The organism is Streptomyces fungicidicus (genome assembly GCF_003665435.1).
GTDB classification, from domain to species: Bacteria; Actinomycetota; Actinomycetes; order Streptomycetales; family Streptomycetaceae; genus Streptomyces; species Streptomyces fungicidicus.
Window position 1 is genome coordinate 2,515,895 of the sequence record NZ_CP023407.1, and the last position, 26,329, is coordinate 2,542,223.

A 26,329-nucleotide genomic window follows, 5' to 3' on the forward strand; every position below is an offset into this window, starting at 1 on the left:
AGGCTCCGGTGGCACCCACCGTGCAGCGGGGCTCCGCCGACCGTCCGCGCAGGTGAACGAGTGATGCTCCCCTTCTTCGTCTACGGCACCCTCCGCCCCGGCGAGCGCAACCACGACCTCTTCCTGCGCGGCCGCACCCTGCGCGAGGAACCCGGCAGGCTCCGGGGCGCGACGCTGTACGAGGGGCCCGGATACCCGTACGCCGTCGAGGAACCGGGCGCGGTGGTGGGCGGGGAGCTGGTGACCGCGCTGCCGGAGGCCTACCCGGGGCTGCTCGCCGAGCTGGACCGGCTGGAGGAGTACGTACCGGGCGATCCGCGCAACCTGTACGAGCGTCAGGCACGGGACGTCGTCCGGACCGCCGACGGCACGGCGGTCCGGGCGTGGGTGTACCTCGCCGCGCCGGCCGTCGCCGCCCGGCTGAGGCTCGGCGGGAGGCCGGTCGAGGGCGGGGAGTGGCGGACGGTCACTCCCTAGGGCCGGTGGCTCCCACATCGCTGCCGAGGCGGCGGTGGAGGGACAGGGCGCCGAGTCCGAGCACCCCCGCGCCGAGCACCCATGAACCGGCGACGATGTCGTCGCGCTCCGCGCGCTGGGCGGCCCGCTGCTCCTCATAGGTCCGGTGGCCGCCGTCGCGCCGGTAGCACCGGTCGCCGGGGCCCATCGGCGAGGGATGCTCCTCGCCGTCCGGGCCCACGTTGATCCAGGAGCACTCGACCGAGGGGCTGAGCCCGTGCCGGACCACTCCCCCGCCGGCCTCGAACACGCCCCAGAGCACGAGGGCCCACATCACCAGCAGCACCCCCGTGCGCACCCTCGGCCCCATCCCGCCTCCGCCTCCCCGCGCTCCGTGTCGGGCGCGATCCTCGCAGACGGGCCCGCCAGCTCCCCCGGTCACCCGTTCACCGCCGCCCCCGCACCCATCGGGTGCCTCCTCGCGGCCGGATCGTCCCGGCTTCGGTGACCTGCTGAAACGCCGCGCGGGGGACGGCCGTACGGGTGTGGTCCGACACCCGTTCGGCCCGCGCCCTGACGCTCCCTCAGGAAGCGGCGCGGGCGGGCTGGCACTTACCTCGGTAGGGCAAGGACGCGTCCGACGGCGGCACATGGGGGTGCCGCGGGCCGCGGCTCACTCGAGGGAGCATCGATGCGACGTACCGCCCGGCTGCTGGCCGGCACCGCGCTCGCCGCGGCCGCCACGGGACTGCTCGCCGCGCCCGCCTGCGCCGGGGAGTCCCACGGCGCGCCGGCCGGCAGCCTGGAGGTGTACCCGTCCTCGGCCGCACCGGGCGCGCAGGTCACGGTGAACACCGGGGGCTGCGGCGACGGCGAGGCCGCGGCGGGCAACGCCACCGCCGTGGGCGGCGGCCGGTTCGCGATGGCGCCGAGCGCGCACGAGCGGGACGTGATCGGGCAGTTCCAGGTGCCGCCGGGCGCGCAGCCGGGGACGTACGAGATCGTCGCGACGTGCGACGGGGACGGCCGGCGGGTGGTCGGTGACCTGGTGGTCACGCTGACGCCGGACGCGCAGCAGGTGGTTCCCCGGGGGAGTGTGAAGACGGGGGTCGGGGGCGCGCTGGGCCCCGACCCCGTACAGACCGCGGCCGGTGTGACGGCTCTCGCCGTCGCCGCCGCGGGCGGTACCTGGCTCCTGCATCGCCGGGCGAGAGGCGACGGGATCTGACGGGCACCCTCCGCCGCCCGTCCCGCCGGTACCGCAAGTCCCCTCCCCCTCCGGGTCCGACGCCCCTCGCGGCCCGGAGGGGGGTACGGGGGCCGATTCGAGATGAGGTCGGTCCGTCATGCGCCGCAGGTTCCGCCGGGACGGAGGTCCGGGCAACACCGCGATAGCGGCCGTCACGGCGCTCGCCCTGTGCGCGGGGATGTGGCTGCTGCACGACGGGACCGGAACGCACGCGCCGCCGCAGCCGTCCGCCGCCCAGGCGCACTCCGGCAGCGGCCGCCACGACACCGGCGGGTCCGCCGCGCCCGCGCTGCCGCCCTCCCCGCCGGACCGGGTGCGCATCCCCGCGATCGACGTGGACGCGCCCCTGACCGGCCTCGGCCTGACCGGGACCGGCAGCCTCGACGTCCCCCCGGCCGGCCGCAAGAACCTGGCCGGCTGGTACGAGGCCGGCACCACGCCGGGCGAGACGGGCACCGCGATCGTCGCCGGCCACGTCGACAACGCCGACGGCCCCGCCGTCTTCTACTCTCTCGGCGCCCTGGACAAGGGCAGCACCATCGAGGTGGACCGGCGCGACGGCACCGTCGCCGTGTTCGCGGTGGACGCCGTGGAGGTGTACGACGCGCGGGACTTCCCCGACGCGAAGGTCTACGGGGCGGCGGGGCGCCCGGAGCTACGCGTCATCACCTGCGGCGGCGGCTACTCCCGGACGACCGGCTACCGCGGCAACGTCGTCGTGTACGCCCATCTGACCGGCAGCCGCTGAACCGAGCACGTGCCGCCGCCCCCACGCCCCCAGCGGCTCCAGCGCCTCGTTCAGGGTCACGCCCCTCGGCGTCAGCGAGTACTCGACGCGGGGCGGGACCTCGTCGTACACCTCGCGGTGCACGATGCCGTCCGCCTCCAGCTCCCGCAGATGGGAGGCGAGCACCTTCTCGGTGATGCCGGGGAGTTCCCGGCGCAGCTCGCCGAAGCGGTGCGGCCGTACGTGCAGCGCCCACAGGACGAGCACCTTCCACTTGCCGCCGATCACGTCCATCGCCGCGTCGATCCCGCACACGTACCCGCCCGGCCGCCGTGCCCTCACGGTCCCCGCCTTCCCGTCCGGTCCCACTGCCTGCACCCTTTCCCCGGGGTGAGCGCCCACTTCGAAGTGCGTACTTGAGCGGGCCCCTCCCCCACGGCGAGCCTGTCGCCATGACCGACAACACCCTTGCCACCGCTCCTGCTTCCCGTACCGCCCTCACCCTCCTCGGAACCGGCGCCATGGGCACCGCCCTCGCCCGTGCCTGGCTCGCCGCCGGGCACCCGGTGACCGTCTGGAACCGCACGCCCGCCCGCGCCGGGGCCCTCGCCGCCGAGGGCGCCGCCGTCGCCGCGACCGCCGCCGACGCGGTCGCCGCGAGCCGTCTGGTGGTCGTCTGCCTGCTCGACGACGCCTCCGTGGGCGAGGCGCTGGAGCACGCCGACCTGACCGGCCGTGACCTGGTGAACCTCACCACCGGGACCCCGGCGGAGGGCCGCACCCGCGCGGCCTGGGCCGAGTCGCGGGGCGCGCGCTTCCTGGACGGCGGGATCATGGCCGTACCGCCGATGATCGGCGCCCCGGAGTCCGGCGGATACGTCTTCTACAGCGGCTCGCGGGCCCTGTTCGAGGAGCACCGCGGCACCCTCGCCGTCCCGGCCGGCACCCGCTGGGTCGGTGCCGACCCGGGCTTCGCCGCGCTGTACGACGTGGCGCTGCTGAGCGCGATGAGCGGACTCTTCGCGGGCATCACCCACGCCTTCGCCCTGATCCGCCGGGAGGACGTCGACCCCGTCGGCTTCGCGCCCCTGCTCGCCTCCTGGCTCACCGCGATGACGCCGGCCGCGCACCGGACCGCCGAGCAGCTGGCGAGCGGCGACTACACCACGGGCGTGGTGTCCAACCTGGCCATGCAGTCCGCCGGCAACACCACGCTGCTGCGCACCGCCGAGGAGCAGGGCGTCAGCCCCGAACTGCTGACGCCGTACACCGCCCTGATGGCCCGCCACGTCGCCGACGGCCACGGCGACGAGGACGGGGTGGGCATGATCGACCTGCTGGTACGGCCGGGGGCTAGCTAGGGGCTGACCGCGAGCGCGGGGGGACGGCCGGCGCCGTCGGTGTTGACGAGCACCCAGTCGTCGCCCGCCCCGATGAGCTGCGGTTCGGCGTCGAGCTTCAGGGCGATGTCGCGCACCGTGGTGCCGTCCTCCTCGCCCACCCGCCTGCCGTCCCCGGTGGTGAGCGTCCACAGCCGCTGGGACTCGCCGAGTACGGCCACCCGGTCCCGGCCCGCCGGGGCGAGGGCGGCGACCGTGGTGCCCAGGTCCGTGTGCCAGACGCGCCGGCCGTCGTCCAGCGCGTAGGCCGCGACCCGCTCGGGGGCGCCCGACCCCGGCTCCGCGGCGGCCACGATCAGGTTCCCGCCGGTCACCACCGCGCGGAACACCGGCCGTGCGGTGAACACGGGGTGGAGCCCGGAGAGGGCCACGTCCTCCTCGTCGGCGGTGAGGGGGATCGTCACCGGCCGGCGCTCGGGGTCGTCCGGGTCGTCGTAGGCCAGTACGGCGGCGAGCCCGCGGTCGTCGTTCTCCTGCACCAGCAGGGTGAACGGCTCGGCGGAGAGCACCGCGGCCACGTTGAGGTAGCTCTCGACCGGCAGCTCACGCCGGCTCAGTTCCTTTCCCGTGGCGCTGTCGAGGGTGAGCAGCCACGCCGAGTGGAAGTCGGAGTAGGGGCCGCACGTGACGGCGACCCGGGTGGTGCCGCCGGCCGAGGAGGCCGTCACCGGCTCGCACTCGGCGTCGTCCCCGCCCTCGGCGCGGGCCGCGGTGGGCTTCGCGGTCCAGCGCACCGCGCCGTCGGCGAGCCCGTACCCGTGGACCGAGTGTTCGCCCAGCGCCACGGCCACGCCCGTGTCCGCGTCGGCGCCGAGCACCCCGCCGCCGCCGTACAGCAGTGTCCTGCCGGTGAGGTCGCGCTCCCACACCTTGCGTCCGCTGCTCGCGTCGACGCCCCACACGGTGTCGCAGGGCTTCTCGTCCCGCGCGAAGGCGACCAGGCCGATGCCGTCGGTGACGCGGTCGCTCATCGCGCACACCGACTCCCGCACGGGCGCCCGCAGCAGCCAGCCGCGCCCGCCGGTGGCGGAGTCGTAGGCGACCAGCGCGTCGCTCCGGGCCCGTACGACCGTCCCGGCGTCGTCGCCGATCGTCCAGGCGCCGACGCCGCGCACGCTCGCGGGCCGGTCCGGGCCCGCCTGCCAGACCGGGTCGAGCACCGGTCCGCGCAGCCAGAGGTAGGCCTGCCAGCCGGGCCACAGGGCGATCAGCAGGCCCGCCGCGGCGAGTGCCCCGGGCACGGCCCTGCCGGGACGGACCCGGGTGAAGGCGGCGAGGGCGACGGTGAGCCCGGCCAGGCCCGCGAAGGTGAACAGGAACGCCAGGATCAGGGTCGGCGTGGTGCCCTCCGGGCAGGGCCGGTACCTGCCGCCGCAGCTGTTGCCGGGGATGGACGACCACCCCAGCACATGGAACTCCACCGCGAGCCCGGTCAGCGCACCCGCCCCGAGCACCGCCGCGGCCGTCTTCAGCGCCCGCGTCCCGGACGGTCTGCCGTCCTCGGCCATCGTCGTCCCCCCGTGTCCTGTTGTCAGCGGCGCCCCCCGGCGCCGTCCGCTCACCCCATGGAGCGGCGCTGGAGCCTAACCCGCGCGGATCGCTCACGTCAGCCGGGTCGATCACCCGGGGTGCCGGTCAGGCCAGCCACTGCTCGTACGCCAGGTTCGCGACCAGGGCGAAAACGACCGTCAGGAGGACGACGCGGACGAAGCCGCTGCCCTTCTTCAGGGCGGTGCGGGCGCCGAGGGTGCCGCCCGCCAGGTTGAAGACGGCCATCAGCGCCGCCAGCTGCCACAGCACCGCGCCCTGCCAGGCGAAGGTGGCGAGGGCGCCGGCGTTGGTGCAGCAGTTGACGATCTTCGCGGTGGCGGAGGCGGTGACCAGGTCGAGGTGGAGCAGGGCGGTGAGCGCCAGCACCAGGAACGTGCCGGTGCCGGGGCCGATGAGACCGTCGTAGAAGCCGATGCCGAGGCCGGCCAGGCCGATCGCGGAGAGGATCTGGCGGCGGGTCGCCGGGCCGGTGGCCGGGGCGGTGCCGAAGGCGGGGCGCAGGATCACGAAGGCGGCCACCGCGAGCAGCACCACCATGATCACCGGCTTGAGGACCTCCGTGCTCATCCCGGCCGCGAAGAAGGCGCCGGCCGAGGATCCCGCGAGCGCCGCGAGGCCGATGCGCACGGCGGTCCGCACGTCCACCGGCGCCTTGCGGGCGTACGTCACCGCCGCGCCCGTGGTGCCCACGATCGCGACCGCCTTGTTGGTGCCCAGGGCGTGCGCGGCCGGGGTGCCGGCGGGCAGGCCGAGCAGCAGGGCCGGCAGAAGCAGCAGCCCGCCGCCGCCGACCACGGCGTCGATCCAGCCGGCGGCGAGAGCGGCCAGGCAGAGGAGAACGACCGTGGTCAGGGAGATGTCGGGCATGGCCGTGAGCCTAGGGAGCAGATAGTTGCTACGTCCATCAAGATGAGCGTTTGTTGAGGTTGGCCGCCTCACATCCGCACCCCTCCCCCGCTGAGGGCAGCGTTCCGTGCGGGAAACAGAGGTGATGCCACCGGGTAACACCCGCACCGCACGCTCGGGGACATGACCTCGAACGAGCGTGTGGTGGTGATCGGCTCCGGCCTCGCGGGCGTACGGCTCGCCCGGCGGCTCGGCGAGCTGGGCACGCCGGTGACGCTGATCGGCGAGGAGGAGCACCCCCCGTACAACAGGGTGCTGCTCGCCGAGGTGCTGGCCGGGCGCTACAGCCCCGAGGTGATCGCCCTGCCGGCGCCAGCGGAGCTGATCCGCAGCCGGGTCACCGGCATCGACCGCGCGGCCCGCACCGTGGCCTGCGCGGACGGCACGGTGATCGCATACGACAGGCTGGTCCTGGCCACCGGCTCCAACCCGGTGCTGCCGCCGCTGCGCGGCCTGTTCACCGGGGACCGCGAACTGCCCGGGGGCGTGCACGCGTTCCGCACCCTGGACGACTGCCTGGGCCTGGCCGGGGAGGTACGGCCGGGGGCGCGGGCGGTGGTCATCGGCGGCGGCCTGCTCGGGGTCTCCGCGGCCCGCGCGCTCGCCGCGCGCGGCGCCCAGGTGGTCCTCGCCCAGCAGTCCGGGCGGCTCATGGAGCGCCGGCTCGACCCGGCCGCCTCCTCGCTCGTCGAGCGGTACCTGACCGGCCTCGGCGTGGAGGTGCACACCGAGTGCCGGGTGCGGGACGTGCGCTGCGCCGGCGGCGCGGTCCGCTCGGTGGAGCTGGCCGACGGCTACGCCCTCGACGCCGACCTCGTGGTGCTGACCTGCGGGGTGCGCCCGCGGACCGGTCTCGCGCGGGACGCCGGACTCGACGTCCGCGAGGGCGTCGTGGTCGACGACGAGCTGCGCACCTCCGACCCGTACGTCCACGCCGTCGGCGACTGCGTCCAGCACGCCGGCACGGTGTACGGGCTGGCCGCCCCGGCGCTGGAACAGGCCGACGCGCTCGCCGCGCTGCTCGCCGGGGACTCCGGCGCCCGCTACACCGGCACCCGTTCGCTGACCCGGCTCACCCTCAGCGGGCCGGACAGCCCCTTCGACCTGGCCGCGTTCGGGGAGACCGAGGCGCTGCCGGGCGACGACGTCGTCCAGCTCACCGATGCCACCCGGGGCACCTACCGCAAGGTCGTCGTCCGTGACGACCGCCTGGTCGGCGGGGTCCTGGTCGGCGCACTCGGCACCGTCGGCGCCCTCGCGCGCGCCTGGGAGGGAGCAGAGCCGCTCCCCTCCGACGGCGGGCCCCTGCTCCACCTGCTCACCACTGACGGAGGCTCCTGATGTCCACGGACACCCCGACCATCGTGCTCGTCGGCCACGGCATGGTCGGCCAGCGCTTCCTCGAGGCGCTCGCCGGGCGCGGCCTGACCGCCACCCACCGCGTGGTCGTCCTGTGCGAGGAGCCGCGCCCGGCGTACGACCGCGTCCAGCTCACCTCGTACTTCTCGGGGAGCACGCCCGAGGACCTGTCGCTGACGGACCCGGAGTTCCTCGAGCGGCACGGCATCGAGCTGCGCCTCGGCGACCCGGCGGAGACCGTCGACCGCGAGGCGCGCCGGGTGACGGCCCGTTCCGGGCTGGTCGTCGGCTACGACGTGCTGGTCCTGGCCACCGGCTCCTACCCGTTCGTGCCGCCGGTGCCGAACAAGGACGCCGAGGGCTGCTTCGTCTACCGCACGATCGAGGACCTGCTCGCGATCGAGGAGTACGCGAGGAGGTCGACGACCGGCGCGGTGGTCGGCGGCGGGCTGCTCGGCCTGGAGGCGGCGGGCGCGCTCAAGGGTCTCGGACTGACCTCCCACATCGTGGAGTTCGCGCCGCGCCTGATGCCGGTGCAGGTCGACGAGGGCGGCGGCGCGGCGCTGCTGCGCACCATCGAGGACATGGGCCTGAGCGTCCACACGGGCGTCGGCACGCAGGAGATCGTGGTCGGCGACGACGGCGCGGTCACCGGCATGAAGCTGTCCGACGGCTCCGAACTCGCCACCGACCTGGTGGTGTTCTCCGCCGGTGTCCGCCCCCGCGACCAGCTGGCCCGCGCCGCGGGCCTCGCCGTCGGCGAGCGCGGCGGCGTCGCGGTCGACGAGCAGTGCCGTACGGTCACCGACCCGCGGGTGTTCGCGATCGGCGAGTGCGCGCTGGCCGCCGACGGCCGGGTGTACGGCCTGGTCGCGCCCGGTTACGAGCAGGCCGAGACGGTCGCGGCGACCATCGCCGGGGACGAGGCGGCCTTCGCCGGCGCCGACCTGTCCACCAAGCTGAAGCTGCTCGGCGTGGACGTGGCGTCCTTCGGCGACGCGCACGGCACCGCCGCGGACTGTCTGGACGTCGTGTACGCCGACAGCCGGGCCGGCCTGTACAAGAAGCTGGTCGTCGGCCGGGACGGCACGCTGCTCGGCGGCATCCTGGTCGGCGACGCGGAGGCGTACGGCACGCTGAAGGCGTTCACCGGCTCGGTGCCGCCGGTCTCCCCCGAGTCGCTGGTGCTGCCGGCCGGCGCGGGCGCGCCCGTGCAGCTCGGCCCGTCCGCGCTGCCGGACGACGCGATCATCTGCTCCTGCAACAACGTCCGCAAGGGCACCATCCGCGAGGCGGTCACCGAGCACCACTGCACCACCGTGCCCGAGGTGAAGAAGTGCACCAAGGCCGGTACGACCTGCGGCAGTTGCGTCAAGGTCCTGGGCCAGCTGCTCAACGCCGAGCTGGAGGCGAGCGGCGTCGAGGTCGACAAGGGCCTGTGCGCCTGCTTCTCCCAGACCCGCGAGGAGCTGTACGAGATCGTCCTCGCCCTGCGCGTCACCTCCTACCGGGAGCTGCTGGACCGGCACGGCCGGGAGGACGCGCGGGGCGGCGACGGCTGCGAGGTCTGCAAGCCGGCGGTCGGCTCGATCATCGCCTCCCTCGCCCCGACGATCGGCGCCGGCACGCACGTCCTGGACGGCGAGCAGGCGGCCCTCCAGGACACCAACGACCACTTCCTGGCCAACCTGCAGAAGAACGGCTCGTACTCGGTCGTGCCCCGCGTCCCGGGCGGTGAGATCGCCCCGGAGAAGCTGATCGTGATCGGGGAGATCGCCCGCGACTTCGGCCTCTACACGAAGATCACCGGGGGCCAGCGGATCGACATGTTCGGCGCGCGGGTCGAACAGCTCCCGCTGATCTGGACCCGCCTGGTGGACGCCGGTTTCGAGTCCGGCCACGCCTACGGCAAGTCGCTGCGCACGGTGAAGTCCTGCGTCGGGCAGACCTGGTGCCGCTACGGCGTCCAGGACTCCGTGCGCATGGCGATCGACCTGGAGCTGCGCTACCGGGGGCTGCGCTCCCCGCACAAGCTCAAGTCCGCGGTCTCCGGCTGCCAGCGCGAGTGCGCCGAGGCCCAGTCGAAGGACTTCGGCGTCATCGCCACCGCGAGCGGCTGGAACCTCTACGTCGGCGGCAACGGCGGCGCCACCCCGCGCCACGCGGACCTGCTCGCACAGGACCTCTCGGACGCCGAACTGATCCGGCTGATCGACCGGTTCCTGATGTTCTACATCCGCACCGCCGACCGTCTGGAGCGCACCAGCGTCTGGCTGGACCGGATCCCCGGCGGCCTGGACCACGTACGGGACGTCGTCGTCCATGACTCGCTGGGCATCTGCGACGAGCTGGAGGCCCTGATGGCCGCCCATGTCGCGCACTACCGCGACGAGTGGGCGGAGACCATCAACGACCCGGAGAAGCTGGCCCGGTTCGTGTCCTTCGTGAACGCGCCCGACACCCCCGACCCGGTGGTCGCCTTCGTCCCCGAGCGCGACCAGATGAAGCCCGACCTGCCGCTGCTGGCCATCGGCCTGCGACCTGCCGACGACATCCTGGAAGGAACCGCCACGCGATGACCCTGGCACTCGAGACCACCGATCTGAAGGTCCGGCTCCGCCTCACCGACGACTGGGTCACGGTCTGCGACCTGAGCGCGCTGCTCCCCGGCCGGGGCGTGGCCGCCCTGCTCCCCGACGGGAGCCAGGCCGCCGTCTTCGCCGACCGCGCCGGACGTCTCTACGCCATCGACAACCGCGACCCGTTCACCGGCGCGGCCGTCCTCTCCCGCGGCCTGACCGGCACCCACCGGGGGCGCCCGTTCGTCGCCTCCCCGCTCCTGAAGCAGCGCTTCGACCTGGAGTCGGGCCGGTGCCTGGACGACGAGACGGTACGGGTGACGGCGTACGAGGTGAAGGCGGCATAACGCGGAGAGCTACCGTCCGGTCACGTCACGTTCGCATCACGGGCTCTTCATACGTCCCACACGGCGCGAGCTCCCCAGTAGTTTCGTCACCCTCGCACCAAGCACACGCTATCGCCCGATCTGGGGGGCTCTCCGCCATGAACCCGTTCCGCACCTCCGCCGCCGCGGTCCTCGCCGCGCTCGCCCTGGCCGCCGTGCCGGCCGCCGCCGTGGCCCACGACGGCGGCCACCCGTTCAAGAACTGCACCGAGGCGTACGAGAACGGGTACGCGAACATCGCCGAGGGCGACGACCACTACGGCAAGCACCTGGACCGCGACGGGGACGGCGTCGGCTGCGACCGGCCGCCCGCGGACTTCACGCCGCACGAGGACGGCGGCACGGAGGACGGGAGCACCGGCTCCGACGGCGAGGAGCGGGGCGGCGGCACCGACCTCGCCGAGACCGGCGGCAGCGACGCCACCCCCTACATCGCGGCCGGCGGCGCGGCCGTGGTGCTCCTCGGCGGCGGCGTGATGATCGCCGCCCGCAGGCGCCGCGACGACGCCCGCTGACGTCACCCCGTACGGAGACCGGCTCCCCTGCTCACAGGGACAGCAGCAGGGAGTCGGTCTTCCCCCGCAGGCGGCGCACATGGCCGCGCCACCCGGCGAGGAACGCGAGCAGCGTCCACCCGACGAGACCGGCGATCAGACCGCCCAGCCGCCCCGCGGCGTCCACCTCGTCCGCCCGCTCCATGGGCACCACGCCCTCCGGGTCACGGATGACGTCGAGCCGCTCCCCCACCCTCGGGGCCCCGGAACCGTTGTACGCGAGTTTCTCCTCCAGCTCCTCGCCGTCCGCGGTCCGGAGCGTGAGCCGGTGGTTCTTGCCGTCCTTCCCGGTCGCGCTGTCCGCGACGACCACCACGCCCTCACGCACCCCGCGCGCCTCCAGCGCCGCCTCGGGCGCGTACTGGACGGCCCCGACCAGGATGAACAGCCCCGGCAGGAAGGACAGCAGGGCGATCCAGCCCGCGCGGTGCAGCAGTCCGACGAACACGGCGAACGCCAGGCACAGCACCACCCCCACGGCGATCGGCACCCAGTCCCAGCGCAGCGCCACATAGGACGCCCCCGCGACGGCCGCCGCGGCCGCCCACCCGTACAGCACCACCGCGGCCGTGCGCCGCACCGACCGCCACGGGGCGACGGCCCGCCCGTCCGTACCGCTCCCGCGTATGCCCACCGACACGCCGTTCCCCCGTACTCCCCCGCCACGGCGGCTCCGTGACTGTCGTCCCCGGACCCTACACACGCGAGAGGACGGCACCCCCGCACAGGGTGCCGTCCTCTCCTTTCGTGGTCCGGAGCCGTCGCCGATCGGTGAGGGTGGTCGGGTGACAGACGACGGCTCCGGGGTCATGTGCCCCGGAGGGCTCAGCGGTGGTCGCTGCCCGCGGAGGTGACCGCCGCGCGGCCGGCCTCCAGGCGGGCGACCGGGATGCGGAACGGGGAGCAGGAGACGTAGTCCAGGCCGACCTCGTGGAAGAAGTGGACCGACTCCGGGTCGCCGCCGTGCTCGCCGCAGACACCGAGCTTCAGGTCGGGGCGGGTGGCGCGGCCGGCCTTCGCGGCGGCGGAGACCAGCGAGCCGACGCCGTCCTTGTCGATCGTCTCGAACGGCGACACCCCGAAGATGCCCTTCTCCAGGTACGCCGTGAAGAAGGAGGCCTCCACGTCGTCCCGGGAGAAGCCCCACACCGTCTGGGTGAGGTCGTTCGTGCCGAAGGAGAAGAACTCCGCCGCCTCCGCGATCTGGCCGGCGGTCAGCGCGGCGCGCGGCAGCTCGATCATCGTGCCGATGGCGAGCCGCAGCCTGGTGCCGGTGGTCTGCTCGACCTCGGCGATGACCTGGTCGGCCTCCTCGCGGACGATCTCCAGCTCCTGGACGGTGCCGACCAGCGGAATCATGATCTCGGCGCGCGGGTCGGCCTTGGCGGCCCGGCGCTCGGCCGCCGCCTCCGCGATGGCCCGCACCTGCATGGTGAACAGACCGGGGACGACGAGGCCCAGACGGACACCGCGCAGGCCCAGCATCGGGTTCTGCTCGTGCAGCCGGTGCACGGCCTGGAGCAGGCGCAGCTCGTTCTCGTGCGGCTCCTGCCGGGACTCGGCGAGGGCGACCCGGACCGACAGCTCGGTGATGTCGGGCAGGAACTCGTGCAGCGGCGGGTCGAGCAGGCGGATGGTGACCGGGAGGCCGTCCATCGCCTCGAAGAGCTCCACGAAGTCCCGCTTCTGCAGCGGCAGCAGGGCCTTCAGGGACTCCTCGCGCTCGGTGTCGCTGTCGGCCAGGATCAGCCGCTCCACCAGCTCGCGCCGGTCGCCGAGGAACATGTGCTCGGTGCGGCACAGGCCGATGCCCTGGGCGCCGAAGCGGCGGGCGCGCAGCGCGTCCTCGGCGTTGTCGGCGTTGGCGCGCACCCGCAGCCGGCGCTTGCGGTCGGCGAAGGCCATCATCCGGTGCACGGCCTCGACCAGCTCGTCGGCGTCGTCGGCGCCCGGGTGCATCCGGCCCTCGAAGTACTCGACGACCGGCGACGGGACGACCGGCACCTCGCCGAGGTAGACCTTGCCGGACGAGCCGTCGATGGAGACGACGTCGCCCTCCTCCACCACGTGCCCGCCGGGGACCGTCATCCGGCGGCGCTTGGTGTCGACCTCCAGCTCCTCCGCGCCGCAGACACAGGTCTTGCCCATGCCGCGGGCGACCACGGCCGCGTGGGAGGTCTTGCCGCCGCGGGAGGTGAGGATGCCCTCGGCCGCGATCATGCCGTCGAGGTCGTCGGGGTTGGTCTCGCGGCGGATCAGGATGACCTTCTCGCCGGAGCGCGACCACTTCACGGCGGTGTACGAGTCGAAGACCGCCTTGCCGACGGCCGCGCCCGGGGAGGCGGCGATGCCGCGTCCGACCTGCTCGACCCTGGCGTCCTCGTCGAAACGCGGGAACATCAGCTGGGCGAGCTGGGCGCCGTTGACCCGGCAGAGCGCCTCGGCCTCGTCGATCAGGCCCTGGTCGACCAGCTGGGTGGCGATCCGGAAGGCCGCGCCCGCGGTGCGCTTGCCGACGCGGGTCTGGAGCATCCACAGCTGGCCGCGCTCGATGGTGAACTCGATGTCGCAGAGGTCCAGGTAGTGGTTCTCCAGCGTCTCCATGATCTGCATCAGCTGGTCGTACGACTTCTTGTCGATCTGCTCCAGCTGCGCGAGCGGCACGGTGTTGCGGATGCCGGCGACCACGTCCTCGCCCTGCGCGTTCTGCAGGTAGTCGCCGTAGACGCCCTGCTGGCCGGAGGCCGGGTCACGGGTGAAGGCGACGCCGGTGCCGGAGTCGGGGCCGAGGTTGCCGAAGACCATGGAGCAGACGTTGACGGCCGTGCCCAGGTCGTGCGGGATGCGCTCCTGGCGGCGGTACAGCTTGGCGCGTTCGCCGTTCCAGGAGTCGAAGACGGCCTTGATGGCGAGGTCCATCTGCTCGCGGGGATCCTGCGGGAAGTCCCGGCCCGCCTCGGTCTTGACGATCTTCTTGAACTTGGTGACGAGCTTCTTGAGGTCGGCCGCCTCCAGCTCGGTGTCGACGGTGACCTTCTTGGCCGCCTTCGCCGCCTCCAGCGCGTCCTCGAACAGCTCGCCGTCGACGCCGAGGACGGTCTTGCCGAACATCTGGATGAGGCGCCGGTAGGAGTCCCACGCGAACCGGTCGTCGCCGGCCTGCTTGGCCAGGCCCTGCACCGACTTGTCGGAGAGGCCGATGTTGAGGACGGTGTCCATCATGCCCGGCATGGAGAACTTCGCGCCCGAGCGGACCGACACGAGGAGGGGGTCGTCGGCCTGGCCCAGCTTCTTGCCCATCTTCGCCTCGAGGGCGTCGAGGTGCGCACTCACCTCGTCACGCAGTGCCGCCGGCTCCTCGCCACTGTCGAGGTAGGTCTTGCAGGCCTCGGTGGTGATGGTGAAGCCGGGCGGGACGGGAAGGCCCAGATTGGTCATCTCGGCGAGGTTGGCACCCTTCCCGCCGAGCAGGTCCTTCAGGTCCTTGTTGCCCTCGGTGAAGTCGTAAACGAACTTCGCTACGTGGGGATCTTTGTTTTCCGACACGGGTCTCGACTCCTCGAGGACGCGGTGGCTGCCCTGACGGCGAGGAATGTACCCAGATCGAAGGAGTCTGGGTACGTCCACTTGTGTGTCATGCGCCTGTAACCAGTGGTCCGCCAGGGGATCGAAAGTCAAAGCTTGGCAAGCCGTGACGGCCGAGTGTTTTCACTTCTTGAACGCATCACCGTCCACCGCGACTCCCTATCCGCTCATCTGAGCGGCAATCGCCACGTCTGATTTCGCTCGATGAACGATCAAGAGATGGCACTGAGTGCCATCCTTTGAGAAGTGCAGCCGCCCAAGATCCGCTCATCTGAGCGCAACTCTTATCAAGGGTGGCGAGAATCACGCTTCCACAGCGGACCGGATTTCACCATGCGGACCGGTCCCGGCCGCCCCGGAACACCCGCCGGATGAACGCACCGGTCAGCCCGCCCGTACGGGAGGGCGGCGGATCCGGACCCCCACGCCGGATCCGCCTCCGCACCGGGCTCCGCACGGAAGGAACCTCCGGGTTGCCTGTCTTCACCCGCCTGCGCGCCGCACGTCCGCGCACCCGCCCGCGCACCCGTCTGCGCACCCGTCTGCGCGCCGCGCGGGAAGCGCACCCCGTCGCCGCCCGCGCCCTCCGTCTGACGGTCCACGTCCTCGCCGCCGCCCTCGTCGTCGGCGCGCTCCTGATGCCGAACACCGCACCGGCGCTCCGGCCCGACCGGTTCACCCGGATACCGGCCGAGGCGATCATCGGGGCGATCCTGCTGCTCGCCCTGCCCCGCCGGCCGCGGACCGTCGTGGCCGCGCTGTGCGGGGCCGGCATCGGCGTCCTGACCGTGCTGAACCTGCTGGACATGGGGTTCACCGAGTACCTGGGCCGCGGCTTCAACCTCGTGCTCGACTGGGGGCTGCTCGATGACGCCCAGACCTATGTCGCGGACGCGCTGGGCGGCACCGCGGCCACCGCCGCCGCCGTCGGGGCGGTCGTCCTGGCGCTGCTCCTCGTCGCCGTGACGGCGCTCGCCGCCGTCCGGCTCGGCAACCTGCTGGCCCGGCACCGCTCCCGCTCCGCCCGGGGCGCGCTGATCGCGGGGACCGCGTGGGTCGCCTGCGCGGCGCTCGGGGTGCAGCTCGCCGGTCTGCCCGTCGCCTCCGAGCGGGCCGCCGGCGCCCTGAAGGGGCAGACCCGGCGGGTGGTGGAGACCCTGCGCGACGAGGCGGCGTTCGAGAAGGAGTCGCGGGCGGACACCTTCGGCGCCACTCCCCCGGAGCAGCTCGTCCCGGACCTGCGCGGCAAGGACGTCGTCTTCGCCTTCATCGAGAGCTACGGCCGCGCCGCCGTCGAGGACCCCCTCGTCGCCCCGGGCGTCACCCGCACCCTCGACACCCGCACCGCCGCCCTCGCGCGGGCCGGCTTCCACGCCCGCAGCGGCTGGCTCACCTCCGCGACCTACGGCGGCAGCAGCTGGCTCGGCCACTCCACCGCCCTGTCCGGCCTGTGGGTCGACAACCAGCAGCGCTACCGCACCGTCACCGCGGGCGACCACCTCACCCTCACCAGGGCGTTCCGCGAGACGGGCGCCTGGGACACCGTCGGCGTCATGCCGGGCGTGCAGAAGGCCTGGCCGGAGGCCGAGTGGTACGGCCTCGACAAGGTCTACGACGCCTTCGACCTGGGGTACCGGGGCCCGAAGTTCAGCTGGTCGACGATGCCGGACCAGTACGCCCTGGAGGCGTTCGAGCGCCTGGAGCACGGCAGGAAGCGCGACCGGCCGCTGATGTCGGAGATCATCCTCACCTCCAGCCACCAGCCGTGGGCGCCGATCCCGGAGCTGGTCGGCTGGGACGAGCTGGGCGACGGCTCGGTCTTCGACGCGATCCAGCGGGCGGGGAAGCAGCCCGCCGGCGTCGTCGCCGACGGCGCCGCCTCCAAGCGCGAGTACGGCAGGTCGATCACGTACTCGGTCGCCAGCCTCACCCAGTGGCTGGAGCGCTACGGCACCGACGACACCGTCCTGGTCTTCCTCGGCGACCACCAGCCGCTGGCCCGGGTCAGCGGCGACCGCGCGAGCCGGGACGTGCCGGTGTCGGTCGTCGCCAAGGACCCGGAGGTGCTGGAGAAGATCGCCGACTGGGACTGGACCGAGGGGCTCCGCCCGGCGGAGGACGCTCCCGTGTGGCGGATGAGCGACTTCCGCGACCGCTTCCTGACCGCCTACGGCTCCACCCCGCACCCCACCGGGGGCTGATCAGCCGCCGGAGGTGTCCAGCTCGGCCTCCTCGCCGACGCCCGCGCAGTCGTAGGGGTCCTTCAGCCAGCCGTCCGGCAGTACCACCCGGTTGTTGCCGGAGGTGCGGCCGCGAGGGCCGTCGGCGCCGGCCGGCCAGGGCTGGTCCAGGTCCAGTTCGTCGAGTCCGGCCCGCAGCTCCTCCAGCGAGGAGGTGACGGCGAGCCGCTTGCGCATCTCGGAGCCGACCGCGAAGCCCTTCAGGTACCAGGCCACGTGCTTGCGGAAGTCGATCACCCCGCGGGACTCGTCCCCGATCCACTCGCCCAGCAGCGTGGCGTGCCGGACCATGACGTCGGCGACCTCGCGGAGCGCGGGGCGCGTCAGGTCCTGCGGGCGTCCCTCGAAGGCGGCCACCAGATCCGCGAACAGCCACGGCCTGCCGAGGCAGCCACGGCCCACGACCACGCCGTCGCAGCCGGTCTCGCGCACCATCCGCAGCGCGTCCTCGGCCGACCAGATGTCGCCGTTGCCGAGCACCGGGATCTCCGGGACGTGCTCCTTCAGCCGGGCGATGGCGTCCCAGTCGGCGGTGCCGCCGTAGTGCTGGGCGGTGGTGCGGCCGTGCAGCGCGACGGCGGTGACGCCCTCCTCGACGGCGATCCGGCCGGCGTCCAGGTAGGTCAGGTGGTCGTCGTCGATGCCCTTGCGCATCTTGATGGTCACCGGCAGGTCCCCGGCCCCGCCGACCGCCTCGCGCAGGATGGACCGCAGCAGGTTCCGCTTGTAGGGGAGGGCCGAGCCGCCGCCCTTGCGGGTCACCTTGGGGACCGGGCAGCCGAAGTTGAGGTCGATGTGGTCGGCGAGGCCCTCCTCCGCGATCATGCGGACGGCCTTGCCGACGGTCACCGGGTCGACGCCGTACAGCTGGATCGAGCGGGGCCTCTCGCTCTCGTCGAACCGGATCAGCTGCATGGTCTTCTCGTTGCGCTCGACCAGCGCCCGAGTGGTGATCATCTCGCTCACGAAGAGCCCCTTGCCACCGCTGAACTCCCTGCACAGCGTGCGGAAGGGCGCGTTGGTGATCCCGGCCATGGGCGCCAGTACGACGGGCGGCCGGGCCGTGTGCGGGCCGATCTGCAGGGTCGGGGCCGTGGGGGAGGCGAGCGTGGACATTGCCCCATTGTCCCGCATGCCGACGGGTACCCGGCACGCCGCCCGACGGTGACCGTGTAGCGGTCATTAGTTAACCGCACTATCGAAACGCGCGTACGATGGCCCCCATGCCCGAGCTCAGCCACGGCCGACGCATGCTGGTGCTCGCGATCTGCTGCATGAGCCTGCTGATCGTGAGCCTGGACAACACGGTCCTGAACGTCGCCCTGCCCTCCCTGCAGCGGGACCTGCACGCGAGCACCGCCGGCCTGCAGTGGACCATCGACGCGTACACCCTCGTCCTGGCCTCCCTGCTGATGCTCGCCGGCTCCACCGCCGACCGGATCGGCCGCAGACGGGTGTTCATGACCGGCCTGGTGGTCTTCACCCTCGGCTCGGTGCTGTGCTCGCTGGCCCCGGACCTGACCTCGCTGGTCGTCTTCCGGATGGTGCAGGCGGTCGGCGGCTCGATGCTCAACCCGGTCGCCATGTCGATCATCACCAACACCTTCACCGACCCCCGCGAACGGGCCCGCGCCATCGGGGCGTGGGGCGCGGTCGTCGGCATCTCGATGGCCGCGGGACCGCTGGTCGGCGGCCTGCTGGTGGAGTCGGTCGGCTGGCGCTCCATCTTCTGGATCAACCTGCCGGTGGGCCTGGCCGCGCTCCTGCTCACCTGGCGCTTCGTGCCGGAGTCCCGCGCCCCCAGGGCCCGGCGCCCGGACCCGGTCGGCCAGCTCCTGGTGATCGTCCTGTTCGGCTCCCTGACGTACGCGATCATCGAGGCCCCGCACGCCCCGCTGCCGGTGATCGCCCCGTTCGCCGCCGTCGCCCTGCTGGCGCTGCTGGCCCTCCTGCGGTACGAGCCCCGCCGCCGCGAACCATTGATCGACCTGCGGTTCTTCCGCTCCGCCCCGTTCAGCGGCGCGACGGTGATAGCCGTCTGCGCGTTCGCGGCGCTCGGCGGCTTCCTCTTCCTGTCCACGCTGTACCTGCAGAACGTACGGGGCCTGAGCGCCATGGAAGCGGGGCTGTGGATGCTGCCGATGGCCGTCCCGACCTTCCTGTGCGCCCCGCTCTCCGGGCGGCTGGTCGGCAGCCGGGGCCCGCGTCTGCCGTTGCTGATCGCGGGCGCGGCGATGACGGTGAGCGGGCTCCTCTTCGCCCTCTTCGAGGCCGAGACGTCCGACGTGACCCTCTTCCTCGGCTACGTCCTCTTCGGCGTCGGCTTCGGCTTCGTCAACGCCCCGATCACCAACACCGCCGTCTCCGGGATGCCGACCGCGCAGGCCGGGGTGGCCTCGGCGGTCGCGTCGACCAGCCGTCAGCTGGGCCAGGCGCTGGGCGTCGCGGTGATCGGCGCGGTGCTGGCGGCCGGGGTGGGCTCGTCGCCGTACGCGGACGCCTTCGTGCCGGCCGCGCGGCCGGGGTGGTGGATCCTCGCCGTGTGCGGCCTGGCGGTGCTGGTGGTCGGCGCGCTGACCTCCGGGCGCTGGGCCCGGGGCACCGCCGAGCGGACGGCGGAGCGCCTGGAGACGGCGGAGATCCGCCAGAACGTGGGCGCGGGCGCGTGACCGCCCCGCCGGGCCCGGGTCATCACGCGGTGATGGATTCCCGTCCCTGAAGCGCCTGTTGATGTTGCTCTTGCTGCACACTCCTTGTCGGCCCCGTTCCGGGGCAGGAGCACGGCGACACCGATGGGGAGGGCGGGGAAGGGTCATGACGCGGATCGACTCGAGCAAGGTCAGCCGCTGGGACCTGCACGGGCGGGAGCACGTCGTGCGGGTCCGGCGCACCGGGGCGCAGCGGACGCTCAGCTGTGACACGTGCGGCTGGCGCAGAGCGGCCCAGTTCCTGCCGTGGCTCAAGGCGGAGGAGCATCTGGCCGAGGCGCATCAGGCGACGGTCGACCCGACCGTGGCGTGAGCCCGGCGCGGCCGCCCACGCGTAGGCCCCCGGTGCCGGACCACGGATGGTCCGGAACCGGGGGCCCTTACGGCCGCGTGGCGGCTAGGCGCCGATCAGGCGGGACGCCAGGTAGCCCTCGATCTGGTCGAGCGAGACACGCTCCTGCTTCATCGAGTCGCGCTCGCGCACCGTCACCGCGTTGTCGTCCAGGGTGTCGAAGTCGACGGTCACGCAGTACGGCGTGCCGATCTCGTCCTGGCGGCGGTAGCGGCGGCCGATGGCGCCGGCGTCGTCGAACTCGATGTTCCAGTGCGTGCGCAGGGCCTGGGCGAGGCCCTTGGCCTTCGGGGACAGCTCCGCGTTGCGGGACAGCGGGAGCACCGCGGCCTTCACCGGCGCGAGACGGTGGTCGAGCCGCAGCACGGTCCGCTTCTCCATCTTGCCCTTGGCGTTGGGGGCCTCGTCCTCGACGTAGGCGTCGAGCAGGAAGGCCAGCATCGCCCGGCCGACACCGGCCGCCGGCTCGATGACGTACGGCGTCCAGCGCTCGCCGGCCTCCTGGTCGAAGTAGGCGAGGTCCTGGCCGGAGGCCTTGGAGTGCGCGCCGAGGTCGTAGTCGGTGCGGTTGGCGACGCCCTCCAGCTCGCCCCACTCGCTGCCGCCGAACTGGAAGCGGTACTCGATGTCAGCGGTGCGCTTGGAGTAGTGGGAGAGCTTCTCCTTCGGGTGCTCGTACCACCGCATGTTCTCCTCGCGCAGGCCGAGACCGGTGTACCAGTTCCAGCGCTGCTCCATCCAGTACTCCTGCCACTGCTCGTCCTCGCCCGGCTTGACGAAGAACTCCATCTCCATCTGCTCGAACTCGCGGGTGCGGAAGATGAAGTTGCCGGGCGTGATCTCGTTGCGGAAGGACTTGCCCATCTGGGCGATGCCGAACGGCGGCTTCTTGCGTGAAGCGGTCTGCACCTGGGCGAAGTTGGTGAAGATGCCCTGGGCGGTCTCGGGGCGCAGGTAGGCGACGGAGCCGGAGTCCTGCGTCGGGCCGAGGTGGGTGGAGAGCAGGCCCGAGAACTGCTTGGGTTCGGTGAAGGTGCCCTTGTTGCCGCAGTTGGGGCAGCTGAGGTCGGCGAGGCCGTTCTCCGGGGCGCGGCCCTTCTTCTCCTCGTACGCCTCCTCCAGGTGGTCCGCGCGGAACCGCTTGTGGCAGGAGGTGCACTCGGTCAGGGGGTCCGTGAAGGTGGCGACGTGACCGGAGGCGACCCACACCTCCGGAGCCAGGATCACGGACGAGTCGAGACCGACCACGTCCTCGCGCGACGTCACCATGTAGCGCCACCACTGGCGCTTCAGGTTCTCCTTGAGCTCGACACCCAGCGGCCCGTAGTCCCAGGCGGCACGCTGGCCGCCGTAGATCTCACTGCAGGGGAATACGAAGCCACGGCGCTTGCTCAGGCTGACGATGGTGTCGATCTTGTCGGCGGCCACGGTGCTCTCTTCATTACGACGACGGGCGACGAAGCGAGATTGCTTCCAGCGAATGACTCAGGTTACCGGCGGGGACTGCCCCTCGACCAAATCGGCCCCCTCCTCGCGGATCTCCGACCAGGCTTGTTGACAACGGTTTCCATATTTGTTGAAAATGACTGTCATGAACGTACGACGACCTCACATATCCGCGGTCGCGCTGGCCGCGGTCACCGCCCTCGGTATCGGCACCCTCTCCGCCTGCTCCTCCGACGGTGCCGCCGCGGGCAACACCGACAAGTTCGACGTCGTCGCGTCGTTCTACCCGATGGCCTACCTCGCCGAGCAGATAGGCGGCGAGCACGTCCACGTCACCAGTCTGACCCAGCCCGGCCAGGAGCCGCACGACCTGGAGATCAGCGCCAAGCAGACCGCGCAGCTCGAGGAGTCCGACGCGGCGCTCTACCTCAAGGGCCTGCAGCCCACCGTCGACGAGGCCATCGGCCAGTCCCCGGTGAAGACGAAGATCGACGCGGCCACCCTGACCTCCCTGGAGGAGCACGGCACCGAGGCCGGCGGCCACGAGGACGAGCACGCCGAGGACGGGCACGCCGAGGACGAGCACGGCCACGAGCACACGCACGAGGGCGGCCAGGACCCCCACATCTGGCTCGACCCGGTCAAGTACGCCGAGGTCGCCGAGGGCGTCGGCAAGGCCTTCGAGAAGGCCGACCCCGACCACGCCGCCGACTACCGGAAGAACACCGCGGCCCTGGTCGGCACGCTGACCGACCTGGACAAGAAGTTCGAGACCGGCCTCGCGGACCGGAAGACCGACGTCTTCATCACCACGCACGCCGCCTTCGGCTACCTCGCCGAGCGTTACGGCCTGACCGAGGAGGCCATCAGCGGCCTCGACCCCGAGTCCGAGCCCAGCGGCGCCCGCGTGAAGGAACTCCAGCAGATGGCGAAGGCCGACGGCGTCACCACCGTCTTCTACGAGACGCTGGTCAGCGACAGGACCGCCAAGACCCTCGCCGGCGACGCCGGGCTCGAGACCGACGTCCTCGACCCCCTCGAGGGCATCACCGACGCCTCCCGCGGCGACGACTACGTCCAGGTCATGGAGGCCAACCTCAAGGCCCTGCAGACCGCCCTGGGCGCCAAGTGACCGACGAACCACCGGAGGACGGCATGACCACCGAGCCCGTCATCTCCCTGCGCGGTGTCCGCGCCGAACTGGGGTCGCGCCCCGTCCTGCGCGGCATCGACCTCACCGTGCGCCGCGGCGAGGTCGTCGCCCTGCTCGGCGCCAACGGCTCCGGCAAGTCGACGGCCGTACGCGGCGTCATCGGGCAGGTCCCGGTCAGCGCCGGCGAGATCGAACTGTTCGGCACCCCGCGCCACCGGTTCCGCGACTGGGCGCGGGTGGGCTACGTCCCGCAGCGCACCACCGCCGCCGGGGGCGTGCCCGCCACCGTCACCGAGGTCGTCTCCTCGGGGCGCCTCGCCCGCACCCGCTTCGGCCTCTTCCGCAAGGCCGACCACGAGGCCGTGCGCGACGCCCTCGGCCTGGTCGGCATGGCGGACCGGGCCAAGGACTCCGTCGACGCCCTCTCCGGCGGCCAGCACCAGCGGGTCCTGATCGCCCGCGCGCTCGCCGCCGCGCCCGAACTGCTGATCATGGACGAGCCGATGGCGGGCGTCGACCTGGCCAGCCAGGAGATCCTCGCCGAGACGCTCAGGGGCCAGGTGGCCCGGGGCACCACGGTCCTCGTCGTCCTGCACGAACTGGGCCCGCTGGAGCCCCTGATCGACCGGGCGGTCGTGCTCCGCGACGGCTGCGTCGTGCACGACGGCCCGCCCCCCGAGGCCGTCGGCCAGCACGCGCTGCCCGGCCACGACCACGTACACCCGCACGCACCGGCGGGCGCCGAACCGATCCGCACGGGACTGCTGAGCTGATGGAGATCCTCGACTACGCCTTCATGCAGCGGGCGCTGCTCGCCGCCGTCCTGGTCGGCGTCACCGCCCCCGCCGTCGGCATCTACCTGGTCCAGCGCCGCCAGGCCCTGATGGGCGACGGCATCGGCCACGTCGCCATGACCGGCGTCGGCCTCGGCTTCCTGTTCAGCTGGTCCCCGGTGTGGATGGCGACCCTGGTCTCCGTCCTCGGCGCCGTCTTCATGGAACTGGTCCGCTGGTACGCCAAGACCCGCGGCGACATCGCCCTCGCGATGCTCTTCTACGGCGGCATGGCCGGCGGCGTGATGTTCATCAACCTCGCCCCCGGCGGCTCCACCTCGAACCTCTCCTCGTTCCTCTTCGGCTCGCTGTCCACGGTCTCCCCGGCCGACGTGACCGCGATCTGCCTGCTGGCCGCGTTCGTGGTCGCGGTCACCGTCGGTCTGCGCCGGCAGCTGTTCGCGGTCAGCCAGGACGAGGAGTTCGCCCGGGTGACGGGCCTGCCGGTGCGGTTCCTCAACCTGCTCACGGCGGTCACCGCCGCGGTGACGGTCTCCGTGGCCATGCGCGTGGTCGGCCTGCTGCTGGTGAGCGCGCTGATGGTGGTGCCCGTCGCGGCGGCCCAGCAGCTCACCCGCAGCTTCGCCGCCACCTTCGCCGTCGCCGTCGCCATCGGCGTGAGCGTCACCCTCGGCGGCACGGTCACCTCGTACTACCAGGACGTGCCGCCCGGCGCGACGATCGTGCTGCTGACGATCGGCGTGTTCATCGCGCTGACCGCGCTGGCCGCCCCGCTGGCCCGCCGCCGCGCCCGGGCGCTGGCCGCCGCACACCCCGGCGGCGACCCCGCAGAGTGCGCGATTCCGGCCAGCCGCCCGGCGGGTGGTGGGACCGGCGCCTGACTCGCCGCCGCCCGGGCTGGCACAATGGCCCGGGCAGACGGCCAGACCTGAGGAGGAATCCGGTGACGACCGCAGGACCGCCCGTGAAGGGCCGCGCCACCCGGCAGCGCGCCGCCGTGGCGGCATGCCTGCAGGAGATCGACGAGTTCCGCAGCGCTCAGGAACTCCACGACATGCTCAAGCACAAGGGCGACTCCGTCGGACTCACCACGGTCTACCGCACGCTGCAGTCCCTCGCCGACGCCGGCGAGGTCGACGTCCTGCGCACGGCCGAGGGCGAGTCCGTCTACCGCCGCTGCTCCACCGGCGATCACCACCACCACCTGGTCTGCCGCAACTGCGGCAAGGCGGTCGAGGTGGAGGGCCCGGCGGTGGAGAAGTGGGCGGAGGCCATCGCCGCGGAACACGGCTACGTCAACGTCGCCCACACAGTAGAAATCTTCGGCACCTGCGCCGACTGCGCCACGTAAAGACCCCTACGCGACTGCGGGCAGTCGTGCCGCTGGGGCGGCACGGGTGGGCGCAGCGGCACCCCGAAAACGCCGGGCCGCGCAACCACCCCCCCGCCCAGCCCCAGCACACGTGCACCCGTCACACACGGGCAAGATGCCGGTCCAGAATCCCCCGCAGCCGCTCCACATCCCCCTCGGACCGCAGCACCCGCTTAGGCGCCACCGCCAGCCCCAGAACCCCCGGATCCCGGCTGAGCAGCACCAGATGATCACCGGTCTCCCGGTACCCCCGGAACAGCGACCACCGCTGCGTCAGCACCGTGTGCTCGGTCTCGACCGTGATCCCCGCGTCGCTCACCGCCGCGCGGTACTCGCCCTGCCACGAGATCCCCCGGAACACCTGGTTCGCCTGAATCCGGGGCGTGCCCCAGATCAGCACCGCGGTCAGCAGCGAGAGCCCGGTCAGCACCACGGCACTCGCCCCCGCGAGCGCCGTGAACGCCGCGAACCCGGCGAACACCACGACGAATATCCACCGCACCGGCGTCAGCCCACGCACCCGTTCACGGGCCTGGATGCCCCGGAGGACGTCGGTGCGCGTCAGCCGGAAAACCAGCTCGACCTCGTCGGTGCCGCTCTCCTCGATGATGTCCCGCCCCTGGTGATCCATGAGGCGGAACCCTAACGTCCCTCACCCGGGCGTCAGTTGCCGGGCTGCTGCCCGCCCTCGGCCGCCGCCTGCGCCTCGTTCGGGATCGCTCCGCCGAACCGCCGGTCGCGGGAGGCGAATTCGAGACACGCCCGCCACAGGTCACGCCGGTCGAAGTCCGGCCACAGCACGTCCTGGAAGACCATCTCCGCGTAGGCGCTCTGCCACAGCAGGTAGTTGGACGTGCGCTGCTCACCGCTGGGCCGCAGGAACAGGTCCACGTCCGGCATGTCCGGGTAGTACATGTACTTCTGGAGGGTCTTCTCGTTGACCTTGCCCGGGTCGAGCCGCCCCGCCTTCACGTCCTCCGCCAGCGCCTGCGCGGCGTCCGCGATCTCCGCGCGGCCGCCGTAGTTCATGCAGAAGTACAGCGTCAGCCGGTCGTTGTCCTTGGTCTGCTCCTGGGCGACCTGGAGCTCCTTGGCCACCGACTTCCACAGCTTGGGCATCCGCCCGACCCACCGGACCCGGATGCCCAGTTCGTCGAGGGTGTCCCGGGTCTTGCGGATGAAGTCCCGGTTGAAGTTCATCAGGAAGCGCACCTCGTCCGGCGAGCGCTTCCAGTTCTCGGTGGAGAAGGCGTACAGCGAGATCGCCCCCACGCCCATCTCGACCCCGCCCTGGAGCACGTCCAGCACCCGCTCGGCGCCGACCTTGTGCCCCTCGGTGCGCGGCAGTCCCCGCTCCTTGGCCCAGCGGCCGTTGCCGTCCATGACGATCGCCACATGGTTCGGGACCAGTTCCCCGGGGATCTTCGGGGGCCGCGCGCCCGAGGGATGCGGTTCCGGCGTCCTGTACTCCCGGCGCTGACGCCCCAGGAACCCGCGTACGACCATGTGCCT

25 protein-coding genes are annotated in these 26,329 nt (G+C 72.6%); 15 read left to right on the forward strand and 10 right to left on the reverse strand.

Annotated features, from left to right (window positions below; genetic code table 11):
- The first annotated feature begins 60 nt into the window (after positions 1 to 60).
- Positions 61 to 477, forward strand: coding sequence for a gamma-glutamylcyclotransferase family protein (locus tag CNQ36_RS11325; RefSeq protein ID WP_121545904.1), 417 nt, complete (start codon positions 61 to 63; stop codon positions 475 to 477).
- Here the strand turns inward: CNQ36_RS11325 and CNQ36_RS11330 are convergent.
- Positions 467 to 826 (reverse strand): hypothetical protein, encoded by a 360-nt coding sequence (locus tag CNQ36_RS11330; protein ID WP_163013240.1) that lies wholly within the window; start codon positions 824 to 826, stop codon positions 467 to 469. The two genes, CNQ36_RS11325 and CNQ36_RS11330, sit on opposite strands and share 11 nt — an antisense overlap.
- Before the next feature lie 321 nt (positions 827 to 1,147).
- Between CNQ36_RS11330 and CNQ36_RS11335 the strand changes: the two genes are divergently transcribed.
- Together CNQ36_RS11335 and CNQ36_RS11340 are read left to right on the forward strand one after the other, a co-directional pair.
- A complete protein-coding gene (locus CNQ36_RS11335; RefSeq protein ID WP_121545906.1) occupies positions 1,148 to 1,684 on the forward strand; it encodes a hypothetical protein in 537 nt (178 codons plus the stop codon).
- A gap of 118 nt (positions 1,685 to 1,802) precedes the next feature.
- Positions 1,803 to 2,453, forward strand: a complete 651-nt coding sequence (locus CNQ36_RS11340; RefSeq protein WP_121545907.1) for a class F sortase — start codon at positions 1,803 to 1,805, stop codon at positions 2,451 to 2,453.
- Here CNQ36_RS11340 and CNQ36_RS11345 read toward each other — a convergent pair.
- A complete protein-coding gene (locus CNQ36_RS11345; RefSeq protein WP_276315078.1) occupies positions 2,361 to 2,774 on the reverse strand; it encodes a winged helix-turn-helix transcriptional regulator in 414 nt (137 codons plus the stop codon). The genes CNQ36_RS11340 and CNQ36_RS11345 overlap by 93 nt on opposite strands.
- A 110-nt stretch (positions 2,775 to 2,884) precedes the next feature.
- Between CNQ36_RS11345 and CNQ36_RS11350 the strand changes: the two genes are divergently transcribed.
- On the forward strand, positions 2,885 to 3,793 hold the full coding sequence (locus tag CNQ36_RS11350; protein WP_121545908.1) for an NAD(P)-dependent oxidoreductase: 909 nt from the start codon (positions 2,885 to 2,887) through the stop codon (positions 3,791 to 3,793).
- On the opposite strand, the gene CNQ36_RS11355 is transcribed toward CNQ36_RS11350, so the two are convergent.
- Both CNQ36_RS11355 and CNQ36_RS11360 read right to left on the reverse strand, forming a co-directional pair.
- Positions 3,790 to 5,340: an outer membrane protein assembly factor BamB family protein gene (locus CNQ36_RS11355; RefSeq protein ID WP_228312955.1), complete on the reverse strand. Its 1,551-nt coding sequence runs from the start codon at positions 5,338 to 5,340 to the stop codon at positions 3,790 to 3,792. The two genes, CNQ36_RS11350 and CNQ36_RS11355, sit on opposite strands and share 4 nt — an antisense overlap.
- Before the next feature lie 127 nt (positions 5,341 to 5,467).
- Positions 5,468 to 6,250: a sulfite exporter TauE/SafE family protein gene (locus CNQ36_RS11360; RefSeq protein WP_121545909.1), complete on the reverse strand. Its 783-nt coding sequence runs from the start codon at positions 6,248 to 6,250 to the stop codon at positions 5,468 to 5,470.
- A gap of 162 nt (positions 6,251 to 6,412) precedes the next feature.
- Between CNQ36_RS11360 and CNQ36_RS11365 the strand changes: the two genes are divergently transcribed.
- The 4 genes from CNQ36_RS11365 (at position 6,413) to CNQ36_RS11380 (ending at position 11,128) form a co-directional block, all read left to right on the forward strand.
- A complete protein-coding gene (locus CNQ36_RS11365) occupies positions 6,413 to 7,630 on the forward strand; it encodes an NAD(P)/FAD-dependent oxidoreductase (protein WP_121545910.1) in 1,218 nt (405 codons plus the stop codon).
- Complete coding sequence (gene nirB, locus CNQ36_RS11370; RefSeq protein WP_163013241.1) at positions 7,630 to 10,227, forward strand: nitrite reductase large subunit NirB; 2,598 nt, start codon at positions 7,630 to 7,632, stop codon at positions 10,225 to 10,227. Before CNQ36_RS11365 ends, nirB begins: the two co-directional genes overlap by 1 nt.
- Positions 10,224 to 10,574: a nitrite reductase small subunit NirD gene (gene nirD / locus CNQ36_RS11375; protein WP_121545912.1), complete on the forward strand. Its 351-nt coding sequence runs from the start codon at positions 10,224 to 10,226 to the stop codon at positions 10,572 to 10,574. The genes nirB and nirD overlap by 4 nt, the downstream gene beginning before the upstream one ends.
- A gap of 137 nt (positions 10,575 to 10,711) precedes the next feature.
- Positions 10,712 to 11,128: an excalibur calcium-binding domain-containing protein gene (locus CNQ36_RS11380; RefSeq protein WP_121545913.1), complete on the forward strand. Its 417-nt coding sequence runs from the start codon at positions 10,712 to 10,714 to the stop codon at positions 11,126 to 11,128.
- Between the two features lie 31 nt (positions 11,129 to 11,159).
- Here the strand turns inward: CNQ36_RS11380 and CNQ36_RS11385 are convergent, their stop codons facing one another.
- Both CNQ36_RS11385 and ppdK read right to left on the reverse strand, forming a co-directional pair.
- Positions 11,160 to 11,801 carry a hypothetical protein gene (locus tag CNQ36_RS11385; RefSeq protein ID WP_228312956.1) on the reverse strand — a complete coding sequence of 214 codons (642 nt, stop codon included), beginning with the start codon at positions 11,799 to 11,801 and terminating at the stop codon, positions 11,160 to 11,162.
- Positions 11,802 to 11,992: 191 nt separating this feature from the next.
- Entirely contained in the window at positions 11,993 to 14,713 is a 2,721-nt protein-coding gene (gene ppdK / locus CNQ36_RS11390) for a pyruvate, phosphate dikinase (RefSeq protein ID WP_004931566.1), read from the reverse strand.
- Positions 14,714 to 15,225: 512 nt separating this feature from the next.
- Between ppdK and CNQ36_RS11395 the strand changes: the two genes are divergently transcribed.
- Entirely contained in the window at positions 15,226 to 16,953 is a 1,728-nt protein-coding gene (locus CNQ36_RS11395; protein WP_121545914.1) for an alkaline phosphatase family protein, read from the forward strand.
- Here CNQ36_RS11395 and dusB read toward each other — a convergent pair whose 3' ends face one another.
- Positions 16,954 to 18,108: a tRNA dihydrouridine synthase DusB gene (gene dusB, locus CNQ36_RS11400; protein ID WP_040907268.1), complete on the reverse strand. Its 1,155-nt coding sequence runs from the start codon at positions 18,106 to 18,108 to the stop codon at positions 16,954 to 16,956.
- A 107-nt stretch (positions 18,109 to 18,215) separates the two neighbouring features.
- Between dusB and CNQ36_RS11405 the strand changes: the two genes are divergently transcribed.
- Together CNQ36_RS11405 and CNQ36_RS11410 are read left to right on the forward strand one after the other, a co-directional pair.
- Positions 18,216 to 19,661, forward strand: a complete 1,446-nt coding sequence (locus tag CNQ36_RS11405; protein WP_121545915.1) for an MFS transporter — start codon at positions 18,216 to 18,218, stop codon at positions 19,659 to 19,661.
- A 145-nt stretch (positions 19,662 to 19,806) separates the two neighbouring features.
- Positions 19,807 to 20,013, forward strand: a complete 207-nt coding sequence (locus CNQ36_RS11410; protein ID WP_004931559.1) for a hypothetical protein — start codon at positions 19,807 to 19,809, stop codon at positions 20,011 to 20,013.
- A gap of 84 nt (positions 20,014 to 20,097) precedes the next feature.
- Here the strand turns inward: CNQ36_RS11410 and CNQ36_RS11415 are convergent, their stop codons facing one another.
- A complete protein-coding gene (locus CNQ36_RS11415; RefSeq protein ID WP_004931557.1) occupies positions 20,098 to 21,480 on the reverse strand; it encodes a glycine--tRNA ligase in 1,383 nt (460 codons plus the stop codon).
- Between the two features lie 163 nt (positions 21,481 to 21,643).
- Between CNQ36_RS11415 and CNQ36_RS11420 the strand changes: the two genes are divergently transcribed.
- The 4 genes from CNQ36_RS11420 to CNQ36_RS11435 all read left to right on the forward strand — a co-directional run bounded on the left by CNQ36_RS11420 (position 21,644) and on the right by CNQ36_RS11435 (position 24,796).
- The gene (locus CNQ36_RS11420; protein WP_121545916.1) at positions 21,644 to 22,630 is read left to right on the forward strand and encodes a metal ABC transporter substrate-binding protein; all 987 of its coding nucleotides are present in this window, start codon (positions 21,644 to 21,646) and stop codon (positions 22,628 to 22,630) included.
- A 23-nt stretch (positions 22,631 to 22,653) separates the two neighbouring features.
- Positions 22,654 to 23,424 carry a metal ABC transporter ATP-binding protein gene (locus CNQ36_RS11425; RefSeq protein WP_121545917.1) on the forward strand — a complete coding sequence of 257 codons (771 nt, stop codon included), beginning with the start codon at positions 22,654 to 22,656 and terminating at the stop codon, positions 23,422 to 23,424.
- Positions 23,424 to 24,326 carry a metal ABC transporter permease gene (locus CNQ36_RS11430; RefSeq protein ID WP_004931552.1) on the forward strand — a complete coding sequence of 301 codons (903 nt, stop codon included), beginning with the start codon at positions 23,424 to 23,426 and terminating at the stop codon, positions 24,324 to 24,326. Before CNQ36_RS11425 ends, CNQ36_RS11430 begins: the two co-directional genes overlap by 1 nt.
- Before the next feature lie 62 nt (positions 24,327 to 24,388).
- The gene (locus tag CNQ36_RS11435) at positions 24,389 to 24,796 is read left to right on the forward strand and encodes a Fur family transcriptional regulator (protein WP_121545918.1); all 408 of its coding nucleotides are present in this window, start codon (positions 24,389 to 24,391) and stop codon (positions 24,794 to 24,796) included.
- Between the two features lie 121 nt (positions 24,797 to 24,917).
- On the opposite strand, the gene CNQ36_RS11440 is transcribed toward CNQ36_RS11435, so the two are convergent.
- Both CNQ36_RS11440 and CNQ36_RS11445 read right to left on the reverse strand, forming a co-directional pair.
- Entirely contained in the window at positions 24,918 to 25,448 is a 531-nt protein-coding gene (locus tag CNQ36_RS11440) for a YcxB family protein (protein WP_121545919.1), read from the reverse strand.
- Positions 25,449 to 25,480: 32 nt separating this feature from the next.
- Positions 25,481 to 26,323, reverse strand: a complete 843-nt coding sequence (locus tag CNQ36_RS11445) for an isoprenyl transferase (RefSeq protein ID WP_004931549.1) — start codon at positions 26,321 to 26,323, stop codon at positions 25,481 to 25,483.
- Positions 26,324 to 26,329: the final 6 nt, after the last annotated feature.